The organism is Kitasatospora sp. NPDC094019 (genome assembly GCF_044764505.1).
GTDB lineage: Bacteria > Actinomycetota > Actinomycetes > Streptomycetales > Streptomycetaceae > Kitasatospora.
In genome coordinates this window covers 86,072-103,383 of sequence record NZ_JBIWIF010000015.1, presented here as the reverse complement: position 1 = coordinate 103,383, position 17,312 = coordinate 86,072, and the positions used below count along the sequence as shown (strand labels likewise).

The 17,312-nt window shown below is 74.1% G+C and carries 13 protein-coding genes; 5 read left to right on the top strand and 8 right to left on the bottom strand.

Going from position 1 to position 17,312, the window contains the following annotated elements; translation table 11 throughout:
* The 4 genes from ACIQ9P_RS28805 to ACIQ9P_RS28790 all read right to left on the bottom strand — a co-directional run.
* The coding region (locus ACIQ9P_RS28805; RefSeq protein ID WP_402362258.1) for a hypothetical protein at window positions 1-1,312 on the bottom strand (1,312 nt) is incomplete at its 3' end.
* Window positions 1,313-1,525: 213 nt separating this feature from the next.
* The gene (locus ACIQ9P_RS28800; RefSeq protein WP_402362255.1) at window positions 1,526-2,029 is read right to left on the bottom strand and encodes a GNAT family N-acetyltransferase; all 504 of its coding nucleotides are present in this window, start codon (window positions 2,027-2,029) and stop codon (window positions 1,526-1,528) included.
* A gap of 42 nt (window positions 2,030-2,071) precedes the next feature.
* Window positions 2,072-3,184 (bottom strand): metallophosphoesterase, encoded by a 1,113-nt coding sequence (locus ACIQ9P_RS28795; protein ID WP_402362252.1) that lies wholly within the window; start codon window positions 3,182-3,184, stop codon window positions 2,072-2,074.
* A 173-nt stretch (window positions 3,185-3,357) separates the two neighbouring features.
* Window positions 3,358-4,395, bottom strand: coding sequence for an aldo/keto reductase (locus ACIQ9P_RS28790; RefSeq protein WP_402362249.1), 1,038 nt, complete (start codon window positions 4,393-4,395; stop codon window positions 3,358-3,360).
* Between the two features lie 92 nt (window positions 4,396-4,487).
* On the opposite strand from ACIQ9P_RS28790, the gene ACIQ9P_RS28785 reads away from it, so the two are divergent.
* Entirely contained in the window at window positions 4,488-5,090 is a 603-nt protein-coding gene (locus tag ACIQ9P_RS28785; protein WP_402362246.1) for a TetR/AcrR family transcriptional regulator, read from the top strand.
* A 58-nt stretch (window positions 5,091-5,148) separates the two neighbouring features.
* Here the strand turns inward: ACIQ9P_RS28785 and ACIQ9P_RS28780 are convergent, their stop codons facing one another.
* Window positions 5,149-8,355, bottom strand: a complete 3,207-nt coding sequence (locus ACIQ9P_RS28780; RefSeq protein WP_402362243.1) for a putative bifunctional diguanylate cyclase/phosphodiesterase — start codon at window positions 8,353-8,355, stop codon at window positions 5,149-5,151.
* A 233-nt stretch (window positions 8,356-8,588) separates the two neighbouring features.
* On the opposite strand from ACIQ9P_RS28780, the gene ACIQ9P_RS28775 reads away from it, so the two are divergent.
* The 4 genes from ACIQ9P_RS28775 to ACIQ9P_RS28760 all read left to right on the top strand — a co-directional run bounded on the left by ACIQ9P_RS28775 (window position 8,589) and on the right by ACIQ9P_RS28760 (window position 15,004).
* Window positions 8,589-12,110 (top strand): amino acid adenylation domain-containing protein, encoded by a 3,522-nt coding sequence (locus ACIQ9P_RS28775; protein ID WP_402362240.1) that lies wholly within the window; start codon window positions 8,589-8,591, stop codon window positions 12,108-12,110.
* Between the two features lie 31 nt (window positions 12,111-12,141).
* On the top strand, window positions 12,142-12,999 hold the full coding sequence (locus ACIQ9P_RS28770) for a leucyl/phenylalanyl-tRNA--protein transferase (RefSeq protein ID WP_402362237.1): 858 nt from the start codon (window positions 12,142-12,144) through the stop codon (window positions 12,997-12,999).
* Between the two features lie 514 nt (window positions 13,000-13,513).
* A complete protein-coding gene (locus tag ACIQ9P_RS28765) occupies window positions 13,514-14,032 on the top strand; it encodes an RICIN domain-containing protein (RefSeq protein ID WP_402362234.1) in 519 nt (172 codons plus the stop codon).
* Between the two features lie 201 nt (window positions 14,033-14,233).
* Window positions 14,234-15,004, top strand: a complete 771-nt coding sequence (locus tag ACIQ9P_RS28760) for a serine hydrolase (protein ID WP_402362231.1) — start codon at window positions 14,234-14,236, stop codon at window positions 15,002-15,004.
* 80 nt (window positions 15,005-15,084) lie between these two features.
* On the opposite strand, the gene ACIQ9P_RS28755 is transcribed toward ACIQ9P_RS28760, so the two are convergent.
* Genes ACIQ9P_RS28755 through ACIQ9P_RS28745 form a run of 3 tightly spaced genes read right to left on the bottom strand, consistent with a single transcriptional unit; the run spans window position 15,085 to window position 17,305 of the window.
* On the bottom strand, window positions 15,085-16,218 hold the full coding sequence (locus ACIQ9P_RS28755; RefSeq protein ID WP_402362228.1) for an FAD-dependent monooxygenase: 1,134 nt from the start codon (window positions 16,216-16,218) through the stop codon (window positions 15,085-15,087).
* Between the two features lie 43 nt (window positions 16,219-16,261).
* Window positions 16,262-16,870: a GTP-binding protein gene (locus tag ACIQ9P_RS28750; RefSeq protein WP_402362225.1), complete on the bottom strand. Its 609-nt coding sequence runs from the start codon at window positions 16,868-16,870 to the stop codon at window positions 16,262-16,264.
* Between the two features lie 3 nt (window positions 16,871-16,873).
* Window positions 16,874-17,305 carry a DUF742 domain-containing protein gene (locus ACIQ9P_RS28745; RefSeq protein ID WP_402362222.1) on the bottom strand — a complete coding sequence of 144 codons (432 nt, stop codon included), beginning with the start codon at window positions 17,303-17,305 and terminating at the stop codon, window positions 16,874-16,876.
* Window positions 17,306-17,312 lie beyond the last annotated feature (7 nt).

Genomic DNA, 17,312 nt, shown 5'->3' with positions numbered 1-17,312 from the left:
GGACGGTGCCCCAGGACTGGCCGCCGTCCTTGCGGATGTCGATGCCGTCCTGGGGGAAGCCGATCCAGCCCTTCCCGGCGTCGCGGTCCCCGACCCAGGTGGTGTTGATGCCGGTGACGTCCACCTTCTCGGCGGTGAGGGCGCCGAGGTCCTGGTTGCCGTCCTTGTGCAGGGTGGCGCCGGGGCGGGTGAAGTCCAGCCAGCCCTTTCCGGCGTCCCGGCTGCCCGCCCAGGTGGTGTTGACGCCCTCCACGTCCGCCCGGGCGGCGGTGAGGACGCCCAGGTCGCTGTTCGGCCCGTGGTAGAGGTTGACGCCGCTGTCCGGGAAGGTGAGCCAGCCGGCGTTGTTGGTCCGCCCCTGGACGACCCTGGTCGTCACGTTGTCCAGGACGGCCTTCTCGGCCGTCACCGTCCCCAGGTCGCGCTTGGCGTCGCGGACCTCCACACCGTCCGCGGTGAAGGTGATCAGCGACTTGTTCGGCGTCCCCTCGACCCAGGGGGTGCGGGTCCCGCTCTCGAACTCGGGGATGCGGGCGTGGGCGGTCGCGGTGAGGAAGTAGCCCCGCTGCTGCGCCCCGCCCTGCGGCCGGGCGACCAGGGTGAACGTGGTGCCGCGCCGGAGCCCGTCGGTCGACCAGGAGAAGTCCCGGTGTGTCGCCGGGACGCCCGCCACCGCCGACTCGCGGTGCAGTTCGGTCCCGACCCCGTCGAGGATCGCGTAGTCGAGGTCGGAGGGCCCGTCCCACCGGAGCACCAGGGGCTCGGTCGCGTCCCCGTTCACCAGGGAGTGTTCGGCCCGGAAGCTGCGCGGGACCCTCGGCGACTGCTTCGCCAGGCCGAGGTGGGTGGTGTAGTGGTCCTGCCGCATGGCGAGGTTGGCGTCCCCGCCGCCGGAGCGCTCGCGGATCTCCAGCAGGCTCAGGCCCGCGCCCTCGGCGACCGGGATGTTCTCCAGCTTCAGCACCAGCGCCCCGTGGGCGTCCAGCAGCGCGAACGGCCGGGTGGGCGGCTGTGCCCGGGAGAGCCGGGCGCGGAAGCAGTCGTTGGCGGCGTCCCAGGCGAACTCCAGCGCGTCGTCCCAGGGGTTGTTGTAGGTGCGCGTGATGGAGGCGGTGACCGCGGTCGGGGTGTCCGTCAGGTTCGAGGACTGGGCGAGCAGCGGCAGGACGACGTCGATGTAGTCCCACTCCACCGCGGACTGGTGGGTGTTGGAGACGATCAGGTACACCGTCCCCACGGACGGCTCGTCCGGGAGCGATGTTTGGAGCGATGTCGGATCCGCGACGATCTCGTAGTGCAGCAAGGACGGCACAGACGGACTCCCTGGCTCGGCGGCGCACGCGGTGCGGGCAGACGAAGGAACGGGTGCCAACAGGCACCTCGACCGTAGGCAGCGCTCCGTCGTCCGGGTGCCGGGATTGCCCGGAGCTGGCCCGAACCGGCCGCCGTCTGGCCGGAACGGACGCGTGAACTCCAGTGGAACAAAAGGGAGTTGAGGGAGAAGTGGCGGGGTGGTCGGAGGTGCTCAGAGGGGCGGCGGGGAGGCGGGCAGGGGCTTGGCCATGACCAGCTCGCGCGAGACGCCGTCCGGCAGCAGGTCACCGGGCTCGCCGGTGTCGGTGAAGCCGGTGCGCTCGTAGAGGGCGATGGCCCGCGGGTTGTGCGGCATCACGGCGAGGCGCAGGGTGGTGAAGCCCTGCCGCGCGGCCCATGCCGCGATCTCCTCGATCAGCCGGGCGCCGACGCCCCGGCCGCGCGCCCGCGGGCCGACCCACATCGAGATCAGCTCGGCGTGCCCGCCCTCCGGGACCCCGGTGGCCATCGCGGCGGGCTCGCCGTCCACGAACGCCACGAGGTCCAGGGCACCGGGGATCTCCAGCCGGGAGCGCCAGCGCTCCTCCCGGTCGCCCTCGCCCTGCCAGTCGGCCAGGGTGGAGCCGAAGGCGTACGGCGCCTCGGCGAGGGCGGCGAGGCGCAGCTCGCGGAAGAGCGGCCAGTCGTCGGAGGTCAGGGTACGAAGCTCGATCATGGCAACGACCATGCACCGTCCCGACCTGCGACGACAACTGGATTACCGGCTCCCGGCGGCGTTCTCGACGGCGGCCCCGGCGGCGCTCCCGGTGACGGCTCCGGCAGCGCTACCGACGGCGGCCCCGTCGGCGGGCCGGTGCGGGGCCCGCGCCCGGGCCATCGGGCGGGGCTCGCCGTAGCGCTCCTCGAACTGGGCGTCGTCCAGTGCCGCCAGCTCCTCGGGCGTGACCCGGCCGCTCAGCAGGTCGGCGAGGTGGGCGGGCAGGGTGGTGGCCCGCATGGCGTCGGTCAGCGGGCCGGGCACGGTGCGCACCTCGGTGTCCACGCGGCCGTCGGGGTGCAGCAGGTAGGTGCGGTAGCCGGGGCCGTCGAGGCGGCGCAGCTCCGTGTCGATGCTCATGTAGCTGGAGGGGCACACGTACACCGGCCGGTCCTCGAAGGTGCCGGAGAGGTCACCGTGCAGGTGGCCCGCGCCGATCGCCCGGATCGCCGGGAAGTCGCGGACGAGGAGGGCGAGTTCGCTGTCGCCCTGCGCGGCCGGGGCGGTCTGGGGCAGTGGCGGCTGGTGGAGCCAGAGGAACACGTGCTCGGCCCGGGTGGCGGTGAGGATCGCGCGGGCGCGCTCCGCCTCGACCGGGGTGAGGCCCGGTTGCGAGGCCGCGTGGACCCGGTCCTCGCGGTCGCGGTAGCCGCCGTCGGCCGTGCGCTCGCGGCCGTCGGCGTTGGTGTCCAGGAGCAGCAGCAGCCAGTTCCCGACCTGGACGGCGGGCTCCAGGTGCACGTTGGGGCGGGGCAGGCACGCCTGGAGCGGCTCCTGGCGGTCGTGGTTGCCGGGGAGGCAGTAGACGGGCGCGGGCAGCGCGTCGAGCGCCTCGCCCAGCCGCTCGTACGCGACGGGTTCGCCGAGATCGGCCAGGTCGCCGGTGACGACGACCACGGCGGCCCGCTCGACGGCGCGGGCGGCGTCGGCGAGCACGGCCGTGAGGCCGTCCTCGGGCTCGTGGGCGATGAACGAGCGGGCGCCGGGGGCGGCGCGGAAGTGGGTGTCGGAGAGCTGGACGACGCGGACGGCGTCCGGGGAGGCGGGATCGGCGACGGGGGTTGCGGCGGGATTCACGGCGGGATTCACGGCGGGGTTCGCGGCAGGCGTCATGCGGACGACGCTAAGGAAGTGGCAGAACTGCCACATGGCAGTCGTGTTAACTTCTGCGGGCCGTTCGTCGACGCCTCCGGCTGCGCCTCGGCCGACGCCTCCCGGCGGGGGTCCCGCCGCGCCGCGCCGCCGCCGCGCCCGCGTCCCGCCCCCGCCGCGCCCCGTCCGCCCGCTCACCCCGCGAGCGGCGGGTTCAGCCGCGCGAAAGCCTCCTGTCGGCGGTACGGGAAGTAGGGGTACGGCGCCGTCCGCAGGCTCGCCGCGTCCAGCCGGGCGACCTGCTCGGCCGTCAGCTCCCAGCCCACCGCGCCGAGGTTCTGGCGCAGCTGCTCCTCGTTGCGGGCGCCGATGATGACGGACGAGACGGTGGGGCGGCGCAGCAGCCAGTTGATCGCCACCTGGGGCACGGTGCGCCCGGTCTCGGCGGCGATCGCGTCCAGCGCGTCCATCACGTCGTACAGCAGCTCGTCCTCCACCGGCGGGCCGTAGTCGGCGGTGTCGTGCAGGCGGCTGCCGGGCGGGACCGGGGTGCCGCGGCGGATCCTTCCGGTGAGGCGGCCCCAGCCGAGCGGGCTCCACACCAGCGCGCCGACGCCCTGGTCGTGGCCGAGCGGCATCAGCTCCCACTCGTAGTCGCGGCCGACGAGGGAGTAGTAGACCTGGTGGGCGACGTAGCGGGGGTGGGCGTCGCGGTCGGCGGCGGCGAGCGACTTCATCAGCTGCCAGCCGGAGAAGTTGGACACGCCGGTGTAGCGGACCTTGCCGGCCCGGACCAGCTCGTCGAGGGTGCCGAGCACCTCCTCCACGGGGGTGGCGGCGTCGAAGGCGTGCAGCTGGAAGAGGTCGAGGTGGTCGGTGCCGAGGCGGAGCAGGGCGGCGTCGACGGCGGTGGTGAGGCGGGAGCGGGAGGTGCCGGCGTCGTTGGGGCCGTCGCCGGTGGGCAGGCCGGCCTTGGTGGAGATCAGGACCTGGTCGCGACGGCCCTTGATCGCCCGGCCGAGGACCTCCTCGGAGGCGCCGTCGGAGTAGACGTCGGCGGTGTCGAACAGGGTGACGCCGGCGTCGATGGCGATGTCCAGCAGGCGGCGGGCCTCGGTCTCGTCGGTGGTGCCCCAGGCGCCGAACAGGGGGCCGCGACCGCCGAAGGTGCCGGTGCCGAGGGAGAGCGCGGGGACGGTGAGGCCGGACGCGCCGAGGCGGCGGTACTCCATGGGAGGTTCCCTTCGCTAACGGGACTTCTGTGCCGTTAAGATGTCTCGACCCTAGCACTGGCTCCGCCGCTAATGGAACAGGAATCCCGTTAATGACGCCTTCGGACATGCAGCGTCCCGGCGGTCGGACCGCCCGCGTCCGGACCGCCGTCCTCAGGGCCGCGGAGGACGCGCTGGTCGAGGTCGGCTTCGCCGGGCTCGACCTCGGCGACGTCGCCCGCCGCGCCGAGGTCGGCCGTACCACCGTCTACCGGCGCTGGGGCTCGGTCGGCGCCCTGCTCGCCGACCTGCTCACCGACATGGCCGAACAGTCGCTCCCGCGGGCCCGCACCGGCTCCCTCGCCGAGGACCTCCGCACCAACGCCCGCCTGGTCGCCCGCACCCTCGCCGACCCCCGGCAGGGCGCGCTCTTCCGTGCCGTCCTCGTCGCCGCCGCCTGCGACCCCGACGCCGCCGAGGCCCTGCACCGCTTCTACCGCGCCCGGGTGGAGGAGTGGGCGCCGTGCGTCACCGAAGCCGTCGACCGCGGCGAGCTCCCGCCCGACACCGACCCCGCCGAGGTCGTCCGCGCCGTCTCCGCGCCCCTCTACTACCGGATGCTCACCACCCCCGACCCCCTCGACGAGGCGACCGCCGACCGCGCCGCCGCCGCCGCCCTCACCGCCGCCCGGTCCGGCACCTACCGCCGCGCCTGACCCCGCCCGAGGTACCGGAGGGCGACGGCGGGGTCACCGGGGCCGGCCGGTCGGCGGCCTAGCCGCCAGGGGAGGGTGGGACGCCGGGGCGGTCGGCGGCCGGGGCGGTGTGCTGCTCGATGAAGGCGCGGGCCTGGTCGGGGGTGAGGGGGCGGGCGAAGAGGTAGCCCTGGCCGAGGGGGCAGCCCATGGCGGCGAGGAGGTCGCGCTGGTCGGGGTGCTCGATGCCCTCGGCGATGACCTGCACGCCCAGGGTGTCGGCGATCCTCGCGATGCCCTCGACCAGGGCGTACTGCTGCTGGGACAGGCCGAGGCCGTCGATGAACGACTTGTCGATCTTCAGGATCGAGATCGGGAACTCGCGCAGGTAGGAGAGCGAGGAGTAGCCGGTGCCGAAGTCGTCGATGGCGATGCCCACCCCGAGGTCGCCCAGGGTGCGCATGTCGGTGTGCACGCGGTCGTCCCGGCGCATCAGGACGGACTCGGTGAGCTCCAGGACCAGCGACTGCGGCGGGATCCCGGAGCTGCGGACGGCGCCGCGCACCACGTCCACGAAGCCCGGGTCGCGGAACTGCCGGGCCGAGACGTTGACGTTGACCCGCAGCGGCGGCAGGCCGACGGCGGCGCGGGCCGCCGTGCTGGCGGCGTGCCAGACGGCCGTCTCCTGGGCCGCGCGCTCCAGTACCCAGGCGCCGAGCGGCACGATCTGGCCGCTCTCCTCGGCGAGGGCGATGAACTCGTCCGGCAGCACCATGCCGCGCCGGTCGTGCGGCCAGCGCACCAGTGCCTCGAAGGCCACCAGCGCCCCCGAGGCCAGGTCGACGATCGGCTGGTAGTACAGCCGGAACGCGGATTCGGCGATCGCCGTGTCCAGGTTCTCGTTCAGTTCGTGCCGCGCCACCAGGCCCGCCTGCAGCGACGGCTGGTAGTGGCACCACTGCCGCTTGCCGGCCGACTTCGCCGAGTACAGGGCCAGGTCCGCGTGGCTCAGCAGCTCGGTGGCGTCCACGCTGTCCTCCGTCGTCGCCACCCCGATGCTGGCCGACACCCGCACCGCGCCCGCGCTCAGCCGGAACGGCTCGGCGAAGGCCGCCAGTACGCCGTCCGCGAGCGCCCCGACGTCGTCCGGCGCCAGCGCGTCCTCCACCAGCACCGCGAACTCGTCGCCGCCGAGGCGCGCCGCCGTGTCCGAGGTGCGCAGCGCCGTCGACACCCGGAGCGAGACGGCGATCAGCAGCTCGTCGCCGACCGCGTGCCCCTGGGTGTCGTTGACCATCTTGAAGTCGTCCAGGTCGATGAACAGCACCCCGGTGACGGCGCCGCTGCGCTCGCCCCGGGAGAGCGCGTGGCCCACCCGGTCCAGGAACAGCACCCGGTTGGCCAGGCCGGTCAGCGAGTCGTGGAAGGCCCGGTGGGTGAGTTCGCGCTCCATCTGCCGCTGCTCGGTGACATCACGCAGGGTGAGCACCAGCCCGCCCACCGTCGGATCGGCCCGCAGGTCGTTGGCGTGCACCTCGATCTCGATCGGGGTGCCGTCGGCCCGCAGCAGCCGCCAGTGCTCGCGCTGGGCGTCCGGCCCGGAGCGGCCGGGGCGGGAGGCGGCGAGGCCGGTGTCCCGGCTGCGCATCCGCGCCAGCGCCTTGCCGACCGCCCGGCTGTCCTCGGTCGGGACGAGGTCGGTGATCAGGGTGCCGGTGAGGTTCGGGTAGCCGAGCACCCGCTCGGCCGAGGAGCCCGAGGCGTAGCGGACGGAGTCGTCGGCGTTGAGGATCAGGATGACGTCGCTGGCGCTCTGCACCAGGGTGCGGAAGTACGCCTCGCTGTCGCGCCGGGTGATCTCCTGGCTCAGCATGACGCGCTCGACGGCGAGCGCGGCCTGCGCGGCCAGGATCTCCAGGGAGCCCCAGAGACTGGTCAGCTCCTGTTCGGTGCCGGTGACGATGAGGGCGCCGATCAGCGGGTCGCCGGACGGGCGCTCGGCCAGGGTGAGCGGGCACAGCAGGGCGCTCGGCATGCCGTCCAGCCGGTTGGAGAGGTCGGTGCCGATGTCCTCGACCGGCAGCAGCCTGGTCTCCCGGTAGGCGGCGAGCGCGAGCACCTCGTCGGAGTCGTGCTCGGCGCCGAGCAGGTGGCGGCCGGCGCCGCGTTCGGCGTGCCGCACGTGCAGGACACCGCCCTCGGTGACGGCCAGCAGCGCGACGTGGCCGGGTTCGGTCGGCATCAGGGTGGACGCGGCGGCCTGCACGGCGTCGGCGACCTCCTCGACGGTGACGGCCGCGGTGAGGGAGGAGCCCGCGAGCCGCAGCGCGCGTTCCCTGGCGACGGCCTGGCGGCGGGCGCGCACCACGACCGCCAGCCGGGCGAGCACGAGCAGGTAGATCACGGCGGAGAAGGCGCCGATCACCCCGGCGTTGCTGGTGTTGCCCGCGCCGGCCTCGATGATCAGGATGGTCGGCGCGATCAGGGAGGCCGCGGTGAGCAGGGCCAGCCGGCCGGGGCCGAGGTCCGGCTGCTGGCTGGGGATGGGCTTGGTCAGCTCGACCATGGACGGGTGCAGGGCGGCCGCGCCCCAGGCGGTGTAGAAGGCGGCCCAGCCGAAGTCGACGGGGGTGCCGATGTGCCAGTTGCCGTGCAGCACGATCAGCCCGTAGGCGATGTCGGAGACGAGCAGGCCGACGGTGCCGACGGTGAGCAGTTGCAGGGAGCGGCTGACGCCGCCGCGCGGTACGACCAGTCGGAGCAACAGGGCCAGCACCACGACGTCGCCCAGCGGGTAGGCGATCGAGACGGCCTTCTGGAACCAGTCGAGGTCGGGGTTCCGGGCGTAGGGGAGGATCAGGTAGATCCACACCAGCAGGGCCAGGCCCATGGTGAGGATGAGCGCGTCCAGCAGGCTGGCCCGGTCCTGATGCGCGGTCCGCCAGCGGATGAAGCCCAACACGCCTGCCGCGTAGAGCAGGTACTCGGCGAGGTAGAAGCCGTCGGCGATGGACGGGAACGGGCTGCCCAGATGCAGGAACTGCATCTGGATCACCTGGACCACCTCGCCCGCCGTGAAGCTGAGGTTGGCGAGTGCGAGCAGGTACCAGTAGCGGGCGTGCGAGGGGTGGTTGAGGCGGACGCCGACCACGATGGCGGCGACGCCGCCCAGGCCGATGCCCGTCCACCAGATGATCCGCTGGGAGGGATTGGCGTAGTAGATGCCGGTGAACACCACCATCCACACCAGGTAACAGGCCATCAGGCGTTGGCGCCGGCGTGTCAACGAGCTACCTCCTCCGCGACATCACCCCGCCCACCCGTGGTGCCGGGTGACGGGATTTCCGGGCAGGGGCTCGCGAGCGTCCGGGCCGGACCGGGGTGGTCCGATCGGACGTTCGAAATGGGCCTTGAGTGCGTATAGTCGGAAATGTCGCACCTCCCAGCATTCTGCCGCTACAGCACGAGGTCAAGCCGGTGGATGAAGCAGCTGACAGCGCACGGGGAGCACGTGCCGGAGTGGGTTCCGGACGTCACGCCGTGCTGGTCAACGAGGACGGTCAGTATACGATCTGGCCCGGGGACTTCACGGTTCCGAGCGGTTGGCGGACGGTCTTCGGACCGGCCGGGCGTGAGGAGTGCCGCCATTACGTCGAGCGCGAGTGGCGTGCGCCGGAGCTCGGCGCGGGCCCTGACGGCCCCCGGAGTGCCGTGCGCGACGGCGCCGGTGGCGCCCGCCGGGCGGGCCCCGAGGGGACCGTGCACGGGCTGGTCCGGGCGCGGGCGGCGCGGGACCCGGACGCCGTCGCGGTGCTCACCGACGAGGAGACGCTCACCTACCGTGACCTCGACACCCGCAGTGACCGGCTGGCCGGAGTGCTGCGGGGCCTGGGCGTCGGCCCGGAGCGGGTCGTCCCGGTCTGTCTGGAACGCGGCGCGGACCTGGTGACCGCCCTGCTCGGCGTGCTCAAGGCGGGCGGCGCCTTCCTGCCGCTGGACCCGGCGCACCCGAGGCGGCGGCTGGCCCGGCTGGTCGAGGACTGCGGGGCGGACCTCGTCGTCTCGGCGGAGGGGCGGCCCTTCCCGGGGGTGCGGGCGGTACCGCCGAACGGGGGCGAGGGTTCGGGCGGAGGCACGGACGTGGACCCCGCGGGTCCGGGCACGGACGTGGACCCCGCGGGTCCGGACGACCTCGCCTACCTGATCTACACCTCGGGCACCACCGGCACCCCCAAGGGCGTGCCCGTCACCCACCGCTCGCTGGTCTTCACCCTGGACCGGGTGGTCCACGCCTACGGACTCACTCCGCGCGACCGGGTCCTCCAACTGGCCGCGCTCGGCTTCGACACCTCCCTGGAGCAGATCTTCGCCACCCTGGCCGCCGGTGCCACCCTGGTGCTCGGCGGCGCCCGTACCTGGGCGCCGACCGAGCTGGCCCACCGGATGCGCGGGCTGCGGCTGACCGTCGCCGACCTCACGCCCGCGTACTGGCACCACCTGCTCGGCCTGTTCCCGCCCGGCGGGCCCGCGCCGGACGGCCTGCGGCTGGTCATCGTGGGCGGCGACACCGTGCACGCCGACGACTGCCGGGCCTGCCTGGAGCGGCTGCCGGGGGTCCGGCTGGTCAACGCCTACGGGGTGACCGAGGCGGCCGTGACCTCCACCCTCTGCGAACTCACCCCGGAGGTGCTGGAACCCGCGGCGCAGCACACCGGCCCGGGGCACCCGGCCGCCGGGCAGCACGCCGGTCCCGCGCAGCAGGCCGGCCCCGGCCATCCCTCCGCCGCGCCGGTCCCGATCGGGCGGCCGCTGCCCGGGGTGCGGGTGCACCTGCTGGACGCCCGGCTCAGCCCCGTGCCGCCCGGCGAGAAGGGCGAGATCCACCTCGGCGGCCCCGGCCTGGCGCGCGGCTACTGGCGGGCGCCCGGGCTGACCGCCGAAACGTTCCTGCCGGACCCGTACGCGCTCGTGCCCGGAGAACGCATGTACCGCACCGGCGACGCCGGCCGCTGGCGGGCGGACGGCAACCTGGAGATCCTCGGCCGCTTCGACGACCAGCTGAAGGTCCGCGGCCACCGGGTCGACCCCGCCGAGGTCGAATCCGTGCTCGCCGCCCACCCCGACGTCCGCCAGGCCCGGGTCGCCGCCGACAGCGGGACCGACGGCAGCCGCGTCCTCACCGCCTACTACACCCTCACCGAACGCGCCTCCTCCGGCCCCCACGCCCGGCGCGGCCGGATCCGCGCCTACCTCGCCGAACGGCTGCCGGACTTCATGGTCCCGGCGGACTTCGTCCTGCTCGACCGCATGCCGCTCACTTCGGCGGGGAAGATCGACCGCCGCCGGCTGCCCGACGCCCGGCCCCAGTTGCAGCGCCGGGACGGCCGGGCGGCGGCCGGGGGCGGCGACCCGACCGGCGCGCGCGGGTCCGGCGCCGGCTCCCCCTCCCCGAACGGCTCGGCCCCGAGCGGGGGCACCGCCTCGGCCTTCGAGGCCGGTGTCGCCCAGCTGTGGTCCGAACTCCTCGGCGTGGAGGAGGTCGGACCCGAGGACGACTTCTTCGAGCTCGGCGGCAACTCCCTGCTCGCCATGGAGATGCTCGCCCGCGCCCGGATCATGTTCGGCATCGACGTCACCCGGATCCGCTTCCTCACCCGGTCACTGCTGCGCGACGCCACCCTGCGGGCCTTCGCCGCCGACACCCTCGCCGCCCGCGCCGGCACCGCGACCCCGGCCGCCGGTGCCGCCGGTGCCGACGGGGCCGCCCGGGCCGAGAGCGCCGGGGGCGACGGCGGCACCGGCGAGGCCGCCGTCGACTGGGCCGCCGAAGCCCGCCTGGACACGCCCGTCCGGCAGTCCTGGAGCCCCGCGCCGTCCCGCGCCGAACCCACCGAGATCCTGCTCACCGGCGCCACCGGCTTCTGCGGCGCCCACCTGCTCGACTCCCTGCTGCACACCACCACCGCCCGCATCCACTGCCTGGTCCGCGCCCCCGACGAGGAACACGCGCTGGAACGCCTCCGCGCCGCCCAGCAGCGCTTCCTCCGCCAGGACCTCGCCGACCGCCGCGTCGTCCCGCTCGTCGGCGACCTCGCCGAACCCCTGCTCGGCCTCACCCAGCAGCGCTTCGAGCACCTCGCCAACACCCTCGACGCCATCCACCACCTCGGCGGCCAGGTCAACTTCATCTACCCCTACCACCAGCTGCGCGGCGCCAATGTCGACGGCACCCGCGAGATCGTCCGGCTGGCCGGCCACTCGCGCGGCATCCCCGTCCACTACCTCTCCACCCTCGCCGTGGTCGCGGGCTTCGGCGCGGCGGGCATCGGCGAAGTCACCGAACGCACCCCGCTCGCCCACGCCGACCGGCTCGCCGTCGGCTACGTCGAGAGCAAGTACGTCGCCGAACAGCTCCTGCACCACGCCGCCGAGGCCGGACTGCCGGTCACCGTGCTGCGCACCAACGACGTCACCGGCGACCTCCGCACCGGCGTGATGAACACCGGCACCGAGATGTGCGCGCTGATCAAGTACATGGCCGAGAGCGGGAGCTGCCCGGCCGTCCGGCTGCCGCTCGACTTCGTCCCGGCCGACCGGTTCAGCCGCGCGATCTGCCACATCGTCACCCACGCGCCCGCCATCGGCGAGGTCTACCACCTGACCTCGCCCCGCCCGGCCGACCTCCCCGCACTGGCCGACCGGCTGCGCGCCCGGGGCCACCCCGTCGACGAAGTCCCCTACGAGCAGTGGGTGCAGGGCCTGGTCCGGTTCGCCGCCGGGCACCCCACCCATCCGATGACGCCGTTCGTGCCGCTCTTCGTCGACCGCGTCCCCGGCACCGGACTGTCCATCAGCGAGATGTACTTCCGCCCCACCTTCCCGGTCTTCGACCGGGCCAACACCGAACACGCCCTGGCCGGCAGCGGGGTCGTCCTGCCCGCCGTCGACGACGGCCTGCTCGACTTCTACCTCGACCGGCTGACGGCCGAGGGCTTCCTCTCCCCGCCGCTCGGCACCTCCCCGCTCGGGGCGGTGCGATGACCGCCCCCGTGCCGCCGCCGGGGGCGCCGCGATGACCGCCCCCACGCCCGAGGAGTTCTTCGCGGCGGTGGACGTCGCCCACGCGCCCGCCGACGGACCGGCGGCGTTCGGCGCCGACCTCGCCCCCGGCACCCTGCTCGCCGCCTACCGGCACGGACTCTTCCCGCTCCCCGCCGCCGACGACTACGCGAGCGCCTTCAACGAGGCCCGCCACGAGGAGGCGGTGGAGGCCGGCCGGATCGCCCTGCTGCCCGGGCCGGGGGGCGCCGACCCGTACGCGCTCGCCTGGTGGTCGCCCGACCCCCGACCCCTCCTCGCCCCGGACGGGGTGCGCCTCGGCAGCAAGCTCGCCCGGCTGCTCCGCAACCGCCTCGACTGGACCACCACCGCCGACACCGCCTTCGACCGGGTGCTCGCGGCCTGCGCCGAGGGGCGCGAACCCCCGTGGCTCACCCCGGAGCTGCGGACGGCGCTCACCGGCCTGCACCGGCTGGGCGCGGCCCACAGCGTCGAGGTGTGGGAGGAGGGGGAGCTGATCGGCGGGGTCTTCGGGATCGCGGCCGGTCCGGTGCTCAGCCTGGACTCGATGTTCCACCGCCGCCCCGACGCCGCCCGGGTGGCCGTCGCCGACCTCGCCGCCCGCTTCGCCGCCGCCGGCGGTCGGCTGCTCGACGCGCAGTGGGACTCCCCGCACGTGCGCTCCCTCGGGGCCACCCCACAACCCCGGGCCCACTACCTCGCGGCGCTCGCCGCCGGGGCCGGGCCGGGGACGCCGCTGGACGGCGGCCGGCTCCCGGCCGTCCGCCTGGCCCCCGCCAAGCCCCGCCCGCCGTGGCCGCCCGGCCACCGGCACGGGCCCGGCCACGGGCACGGGCACGGAAAGGTGTGATCCCCGGAACCGGTTCGGTCGGACTCCCCGGCTGCCGGGCCACCTCGTGGTGCCGTTCGTGGAGATCGTCGCCACCCCGGAACGCCCCATGTCGCGGCGGACCCGACGGGCCGCCGCGGTCCGCCCGAGGACAGCCGTCCTTCGGGAAGGGGCAGCGGTGGTGACTGGTCGGCGGGGGAGCGGGAAGTCGGGCGGACCGACTTCCCGCGCGACGTGTTCGGGCTACGGCTGGAGTGGGCGGTCCGACAGGAAGTCGGTATCGCCCTCCGCTCAGGACCGCGCGAGGCGGCAACGGCCGGTTGGTCCTCTTCCTGGCCTCGCAGGAACCTCCGGGCCATCAGCCGCCCCCTGGGAGAGCCCTCGTGAAGCACTGGTCCCACCCGTGTGCGAGAGCGACCGCCGATTCAGCCAAAGGTTGTCAGGGACATGATTGCGCGGCCTTCGACTGCCATGCTGAGAACGGTATTTGACGCTGACAGTTCGAATGGTTCGAAGTCGACCAAGGAGAATCCTCATGATCTCAAGGAAGTCGATCGCGCTCCTGAGCGGTGCGCTGCTGATGGCCGCGCCGCTGACCGCCGTCCCCGCCGCCGCGGCCGGGACGAGCCCGGCCCCCTCGGGTCAGAGCCTTGCGGCCGGCTGGCTCGTCCACAGCTACAACGGCAAGTGCCTGGAGGTGGAGAACTCCGGTACCGGCAACGGTGACCGCGTCCAGCAGTGGGACTGCCTCGGGCAGGCCGGGGCGTACTGGTACGCCGAGTGGCGCGGCGACTGGAAGTACATCAAGAACTCCAGGAGCGGGAAGTGTCTGGAGGTGGAGAACTCCGGTACCGGCAACGGTGACCGCGTCCAGCAGTGGGACTGCCTGGGCCAGACCGGCGCGCTGTGGAAGGCGGTCGACGCGGGCAACGGTCGCGTCCGCTTCGTCAACTACAGCGGGAAGTGCCTGGAGGTGGAGAACTCCGGCACCGGCAACGGTGACCGCGTCCAGCAGTGGGACTGCCTCGGGCAGGCCGGCGCCCTCTGGTACTGACGAACGCCGGCTGCTCCCGGCCCCGGCCGGGAGCAGCCGCAGTCGGTCACGGCAGTGATCCGCGGGCCCTGATCACTGCCCTCCGGGTGTCCGGACCGGCTCGGGCGTCCGGCGGGAGCAGGGCGGTCCCGCAGGTGCCTTCGAGGTCGGTGCCGCGCGGGAGGGCGGTGGCCTCGGGCCCGGCCCGGTTACGGTGGGGCCATGTTGTCCGTAGTGGTCGCCCCCTGGGGCGGGGAACCGGTGTTCGAGCGCGGCGGGGACGAGCCGCACGACGCCGCGAGCACGATGAAGATCGCCGTCCTGGCCGCCCTGCACCGGTCCGGGGCCGACCTCGACGAGGCCGTGCCAGTGGTGAACTCCTTCGCCTCGCGGGCGGGCGGGCGGTTCGCCAACGACCCGGAGTGGGACAGCGACCCCGTCCCGTGGGGCCTCCTCGGCGGTACCGCGCCGCTGGGTCTGCTGGCGGAGCGGATGATCACCCACTCGTCCAACCTCGCCACGAACCTCTGCCTCGCCCGGACCGGCCACGAGGCCGTGGCCGAGGTCTGGCGGCGGGCCGGCGCCACCCGCAGCGCCAGCCCGCGCGGGATCGAGGACCACCCGGCGCGGGAGGCGGGCACCCACAACCGGGTGACGGCCCGCGACCTGGTCCGGCTGCTCCAGTCCCTCGCCGGGGAGCCGGAGTTGCTCGCGCTGCTGGAGCGCAACGCGTTCCGGGTCGACCTCGCGGCCGGGCTGCCGCCGGGGACGGCGGTGGCGTTCAAGAACGGCTGGATCCCCGGCGCCCGGCACTGCGTGGGGCTGGTGCGGCCCGGGGACTGCCCGCCCTACCTGCTGGCCGTCTGCTACACCGGTCCGCTGGCCTCGGGCGCGGACGGGGCGGAGGACGATCCGGCGGCCCGGCTGGTCGCCCGGGTCTCGGCGGCGGTCTGGGCCCGCCGGCACGCGATCACGGGCCGGCGGAGGGGCTGACGATCATCAGCCCCTCGAACTGTCAGCCCCTCGAACCGCCGGACCGTCAGGACCGCCGCGCCGTCAGTACGGCCGGACCGTCAGTACGGCCGGACCAGGAAGTGCGCCGCGCCCGGGATGCCGACCTTCAGCAGCTCGTCCTCCTCCGGCGTGGTCGGCGTGCCGGTCTCCTGCTTGAGGATCGCCCGGGACAGCGCCTGCACCCACATGGCACGCGGCCGGCGCCGCTCCTCCCAGGCCGCCAGCGCGGCGGGCACCGTCTCCGCCGCGTCAAGGCTCTGGGCGAGGACGAGCGCGTCCTCGACGGCCATCGCCGCGCCCTGGGCCAGGTGCGGGGTGGAGGCGTGCGCCGCGTCACCGGCCAGGACCACCCGGCCGACGTGCCACGGCTCCTCGACGGTGACCTGCGAGATCCGCGAGTACACCACCGCGGCCGGGTCGGTCACCTGCGCCAGCGCCTCGGCGATCGGGCCGCCGAAGCCGGCCAGGCGCTCGCGCAGCTGCTCGTGGGCGTGCTCCGGGTCCGGCCGGAAGTCCTCGGCCTCGGCGAACACCGAACCCAGGTACATGAGGTCCGCGCTGATCGGGGTGAGCAGCGCCTTGGCCTTCAGGTTGCCGGTGGACATCACCACGCCCTGGACCTCGGGCGAACGCGGCAGGGTGACCCGCCAGTTGGCGAAACCGGTGTACTCGGGCGCGTACTTCTCGCCGTAGAGCCGCTTGCGCAGCGGCGAGCCGATGCCGTCGAAGCCGACCACCAGGTCGTAGCGGTCGCTGCTGCCGTCGCTCAGGGTGACCGCCACCTGCTCGCCCTCGTCGGCGAGTTCGGTGACGGTGGTGCCGAACCGCAGGGTCGCCCCGGCGGCGGTGGCGGCCTCGCCGAGCACCCGGGCCAGCTCGGGGCGGGGGATACCGTTGTTGGACGGCGCGTCGTCCATCCGCGGCTGCGGGATCTTCGCGAGGATGCCGCCGGTCGGGTCGCAGATGGTGAGCACCTCCCACTCGAACCCGGCCGCGAGGCACTGCTCCAGCACGCCGATCTCGCGCATCACGTGCAGCGCGTTGGACGGCTGGATGATGCCGACGCCCAGGGCCTCCAGGGCGTCGCGCAGCTCGACGACGTCGACCCGGTGGCCGCGACGGGCAAGGGCGGTGGCCGCGGTGAGGCCGCCTATGCCGCCGCCGTGGACGAGGACGCGCAGGGGTGGGGTCATGACGGGGGTGCTCCAAAATGTGGTGGAAGAAAGGGGAAACGTTTCAGCGGACCGGCGCGCCGGCCGACAGCTCCATGAGGTGGTCGACCAGCGCGAGCAGCAGGTCCCGCCCGAACGTCCGCACCCGCACGTCCCCGATCAGCATCGGGACCTGCGGGTCGAGGTCGAGGGCGGCCCGGATCTCGTCCGCCGTCCGGGTGTTGTGGCCGTGGAAGCAGTTGATCGCGACCACGAACGGGATGCCCCGGCTCTCGAAGAAGTCGATCGAGGCGAAGCTGGTGTCCAGCCGGCGGGTGTCGGCGATCACGACGCCGCCGAGGGCGCCGTTCACCAGGTCGTTCCACATGAACCAGAAGCGTTCCTGCCCGGGCGTGCCGAACAGGTAGACCACCAGCTCCGGGTTGACGGTGATCCGCCCGAAGTCCAGGGCGACGGTGGTGGTCTCCTTGTTGTCCACGCCGGCCAGGTCGTCCACGCCCTCGCTGGCGCGGGTCAGGTACTCCTCGGTGCGCAGCGGGGCGACCTCGCTCACCGCGCCGACCAGGGTGGTCTTGCCGACCCCGAAGCCGCCGGCGATGAGGATCTTGACGGCCGCGGGGGCGGCGAGGGCGGGGGAGGAGGGGGAGGAGGGGAGGGGTGCGGATGGTGCCATGGTTCAGAGCCTCCGGAGTCCTTCGCGTACGGCCGTCAGCAGCCCGAGGTCGATGCCGCCGTCCCCGGCGGCCCGGGCCACCGAGATCGGGGCCCGGGCCGACAGCATTCCCTGGGCGATCAGGTCGCCCAGGAGGATCTTGGTGACCGACACCGGCAGGTTGAGCCCGGCGGCCACCTCGGCCACCGCGGCGGGCCGGCGGCACTGTTCGAGGATCAGCCGGTGCTCGGGCTGGAGCCCGCGCGGACCGGACGACCGGGTGGCGAGCGCGTGGTCCGCGAGCTCCTCCACCGTGGTCAGCAGCGTGATCAGGGTGAGGTCGTCGCGTTCCGGCGCCGTCCGGCCGCGGGTGATGGTGTAGGGGCGCACCATCGTGCCCGCGCCGTAGTCGTCGTCCTCGTCCTCTTCGGGCAGCTCGCTCCAGTGCGGCCTCACCGGGGAG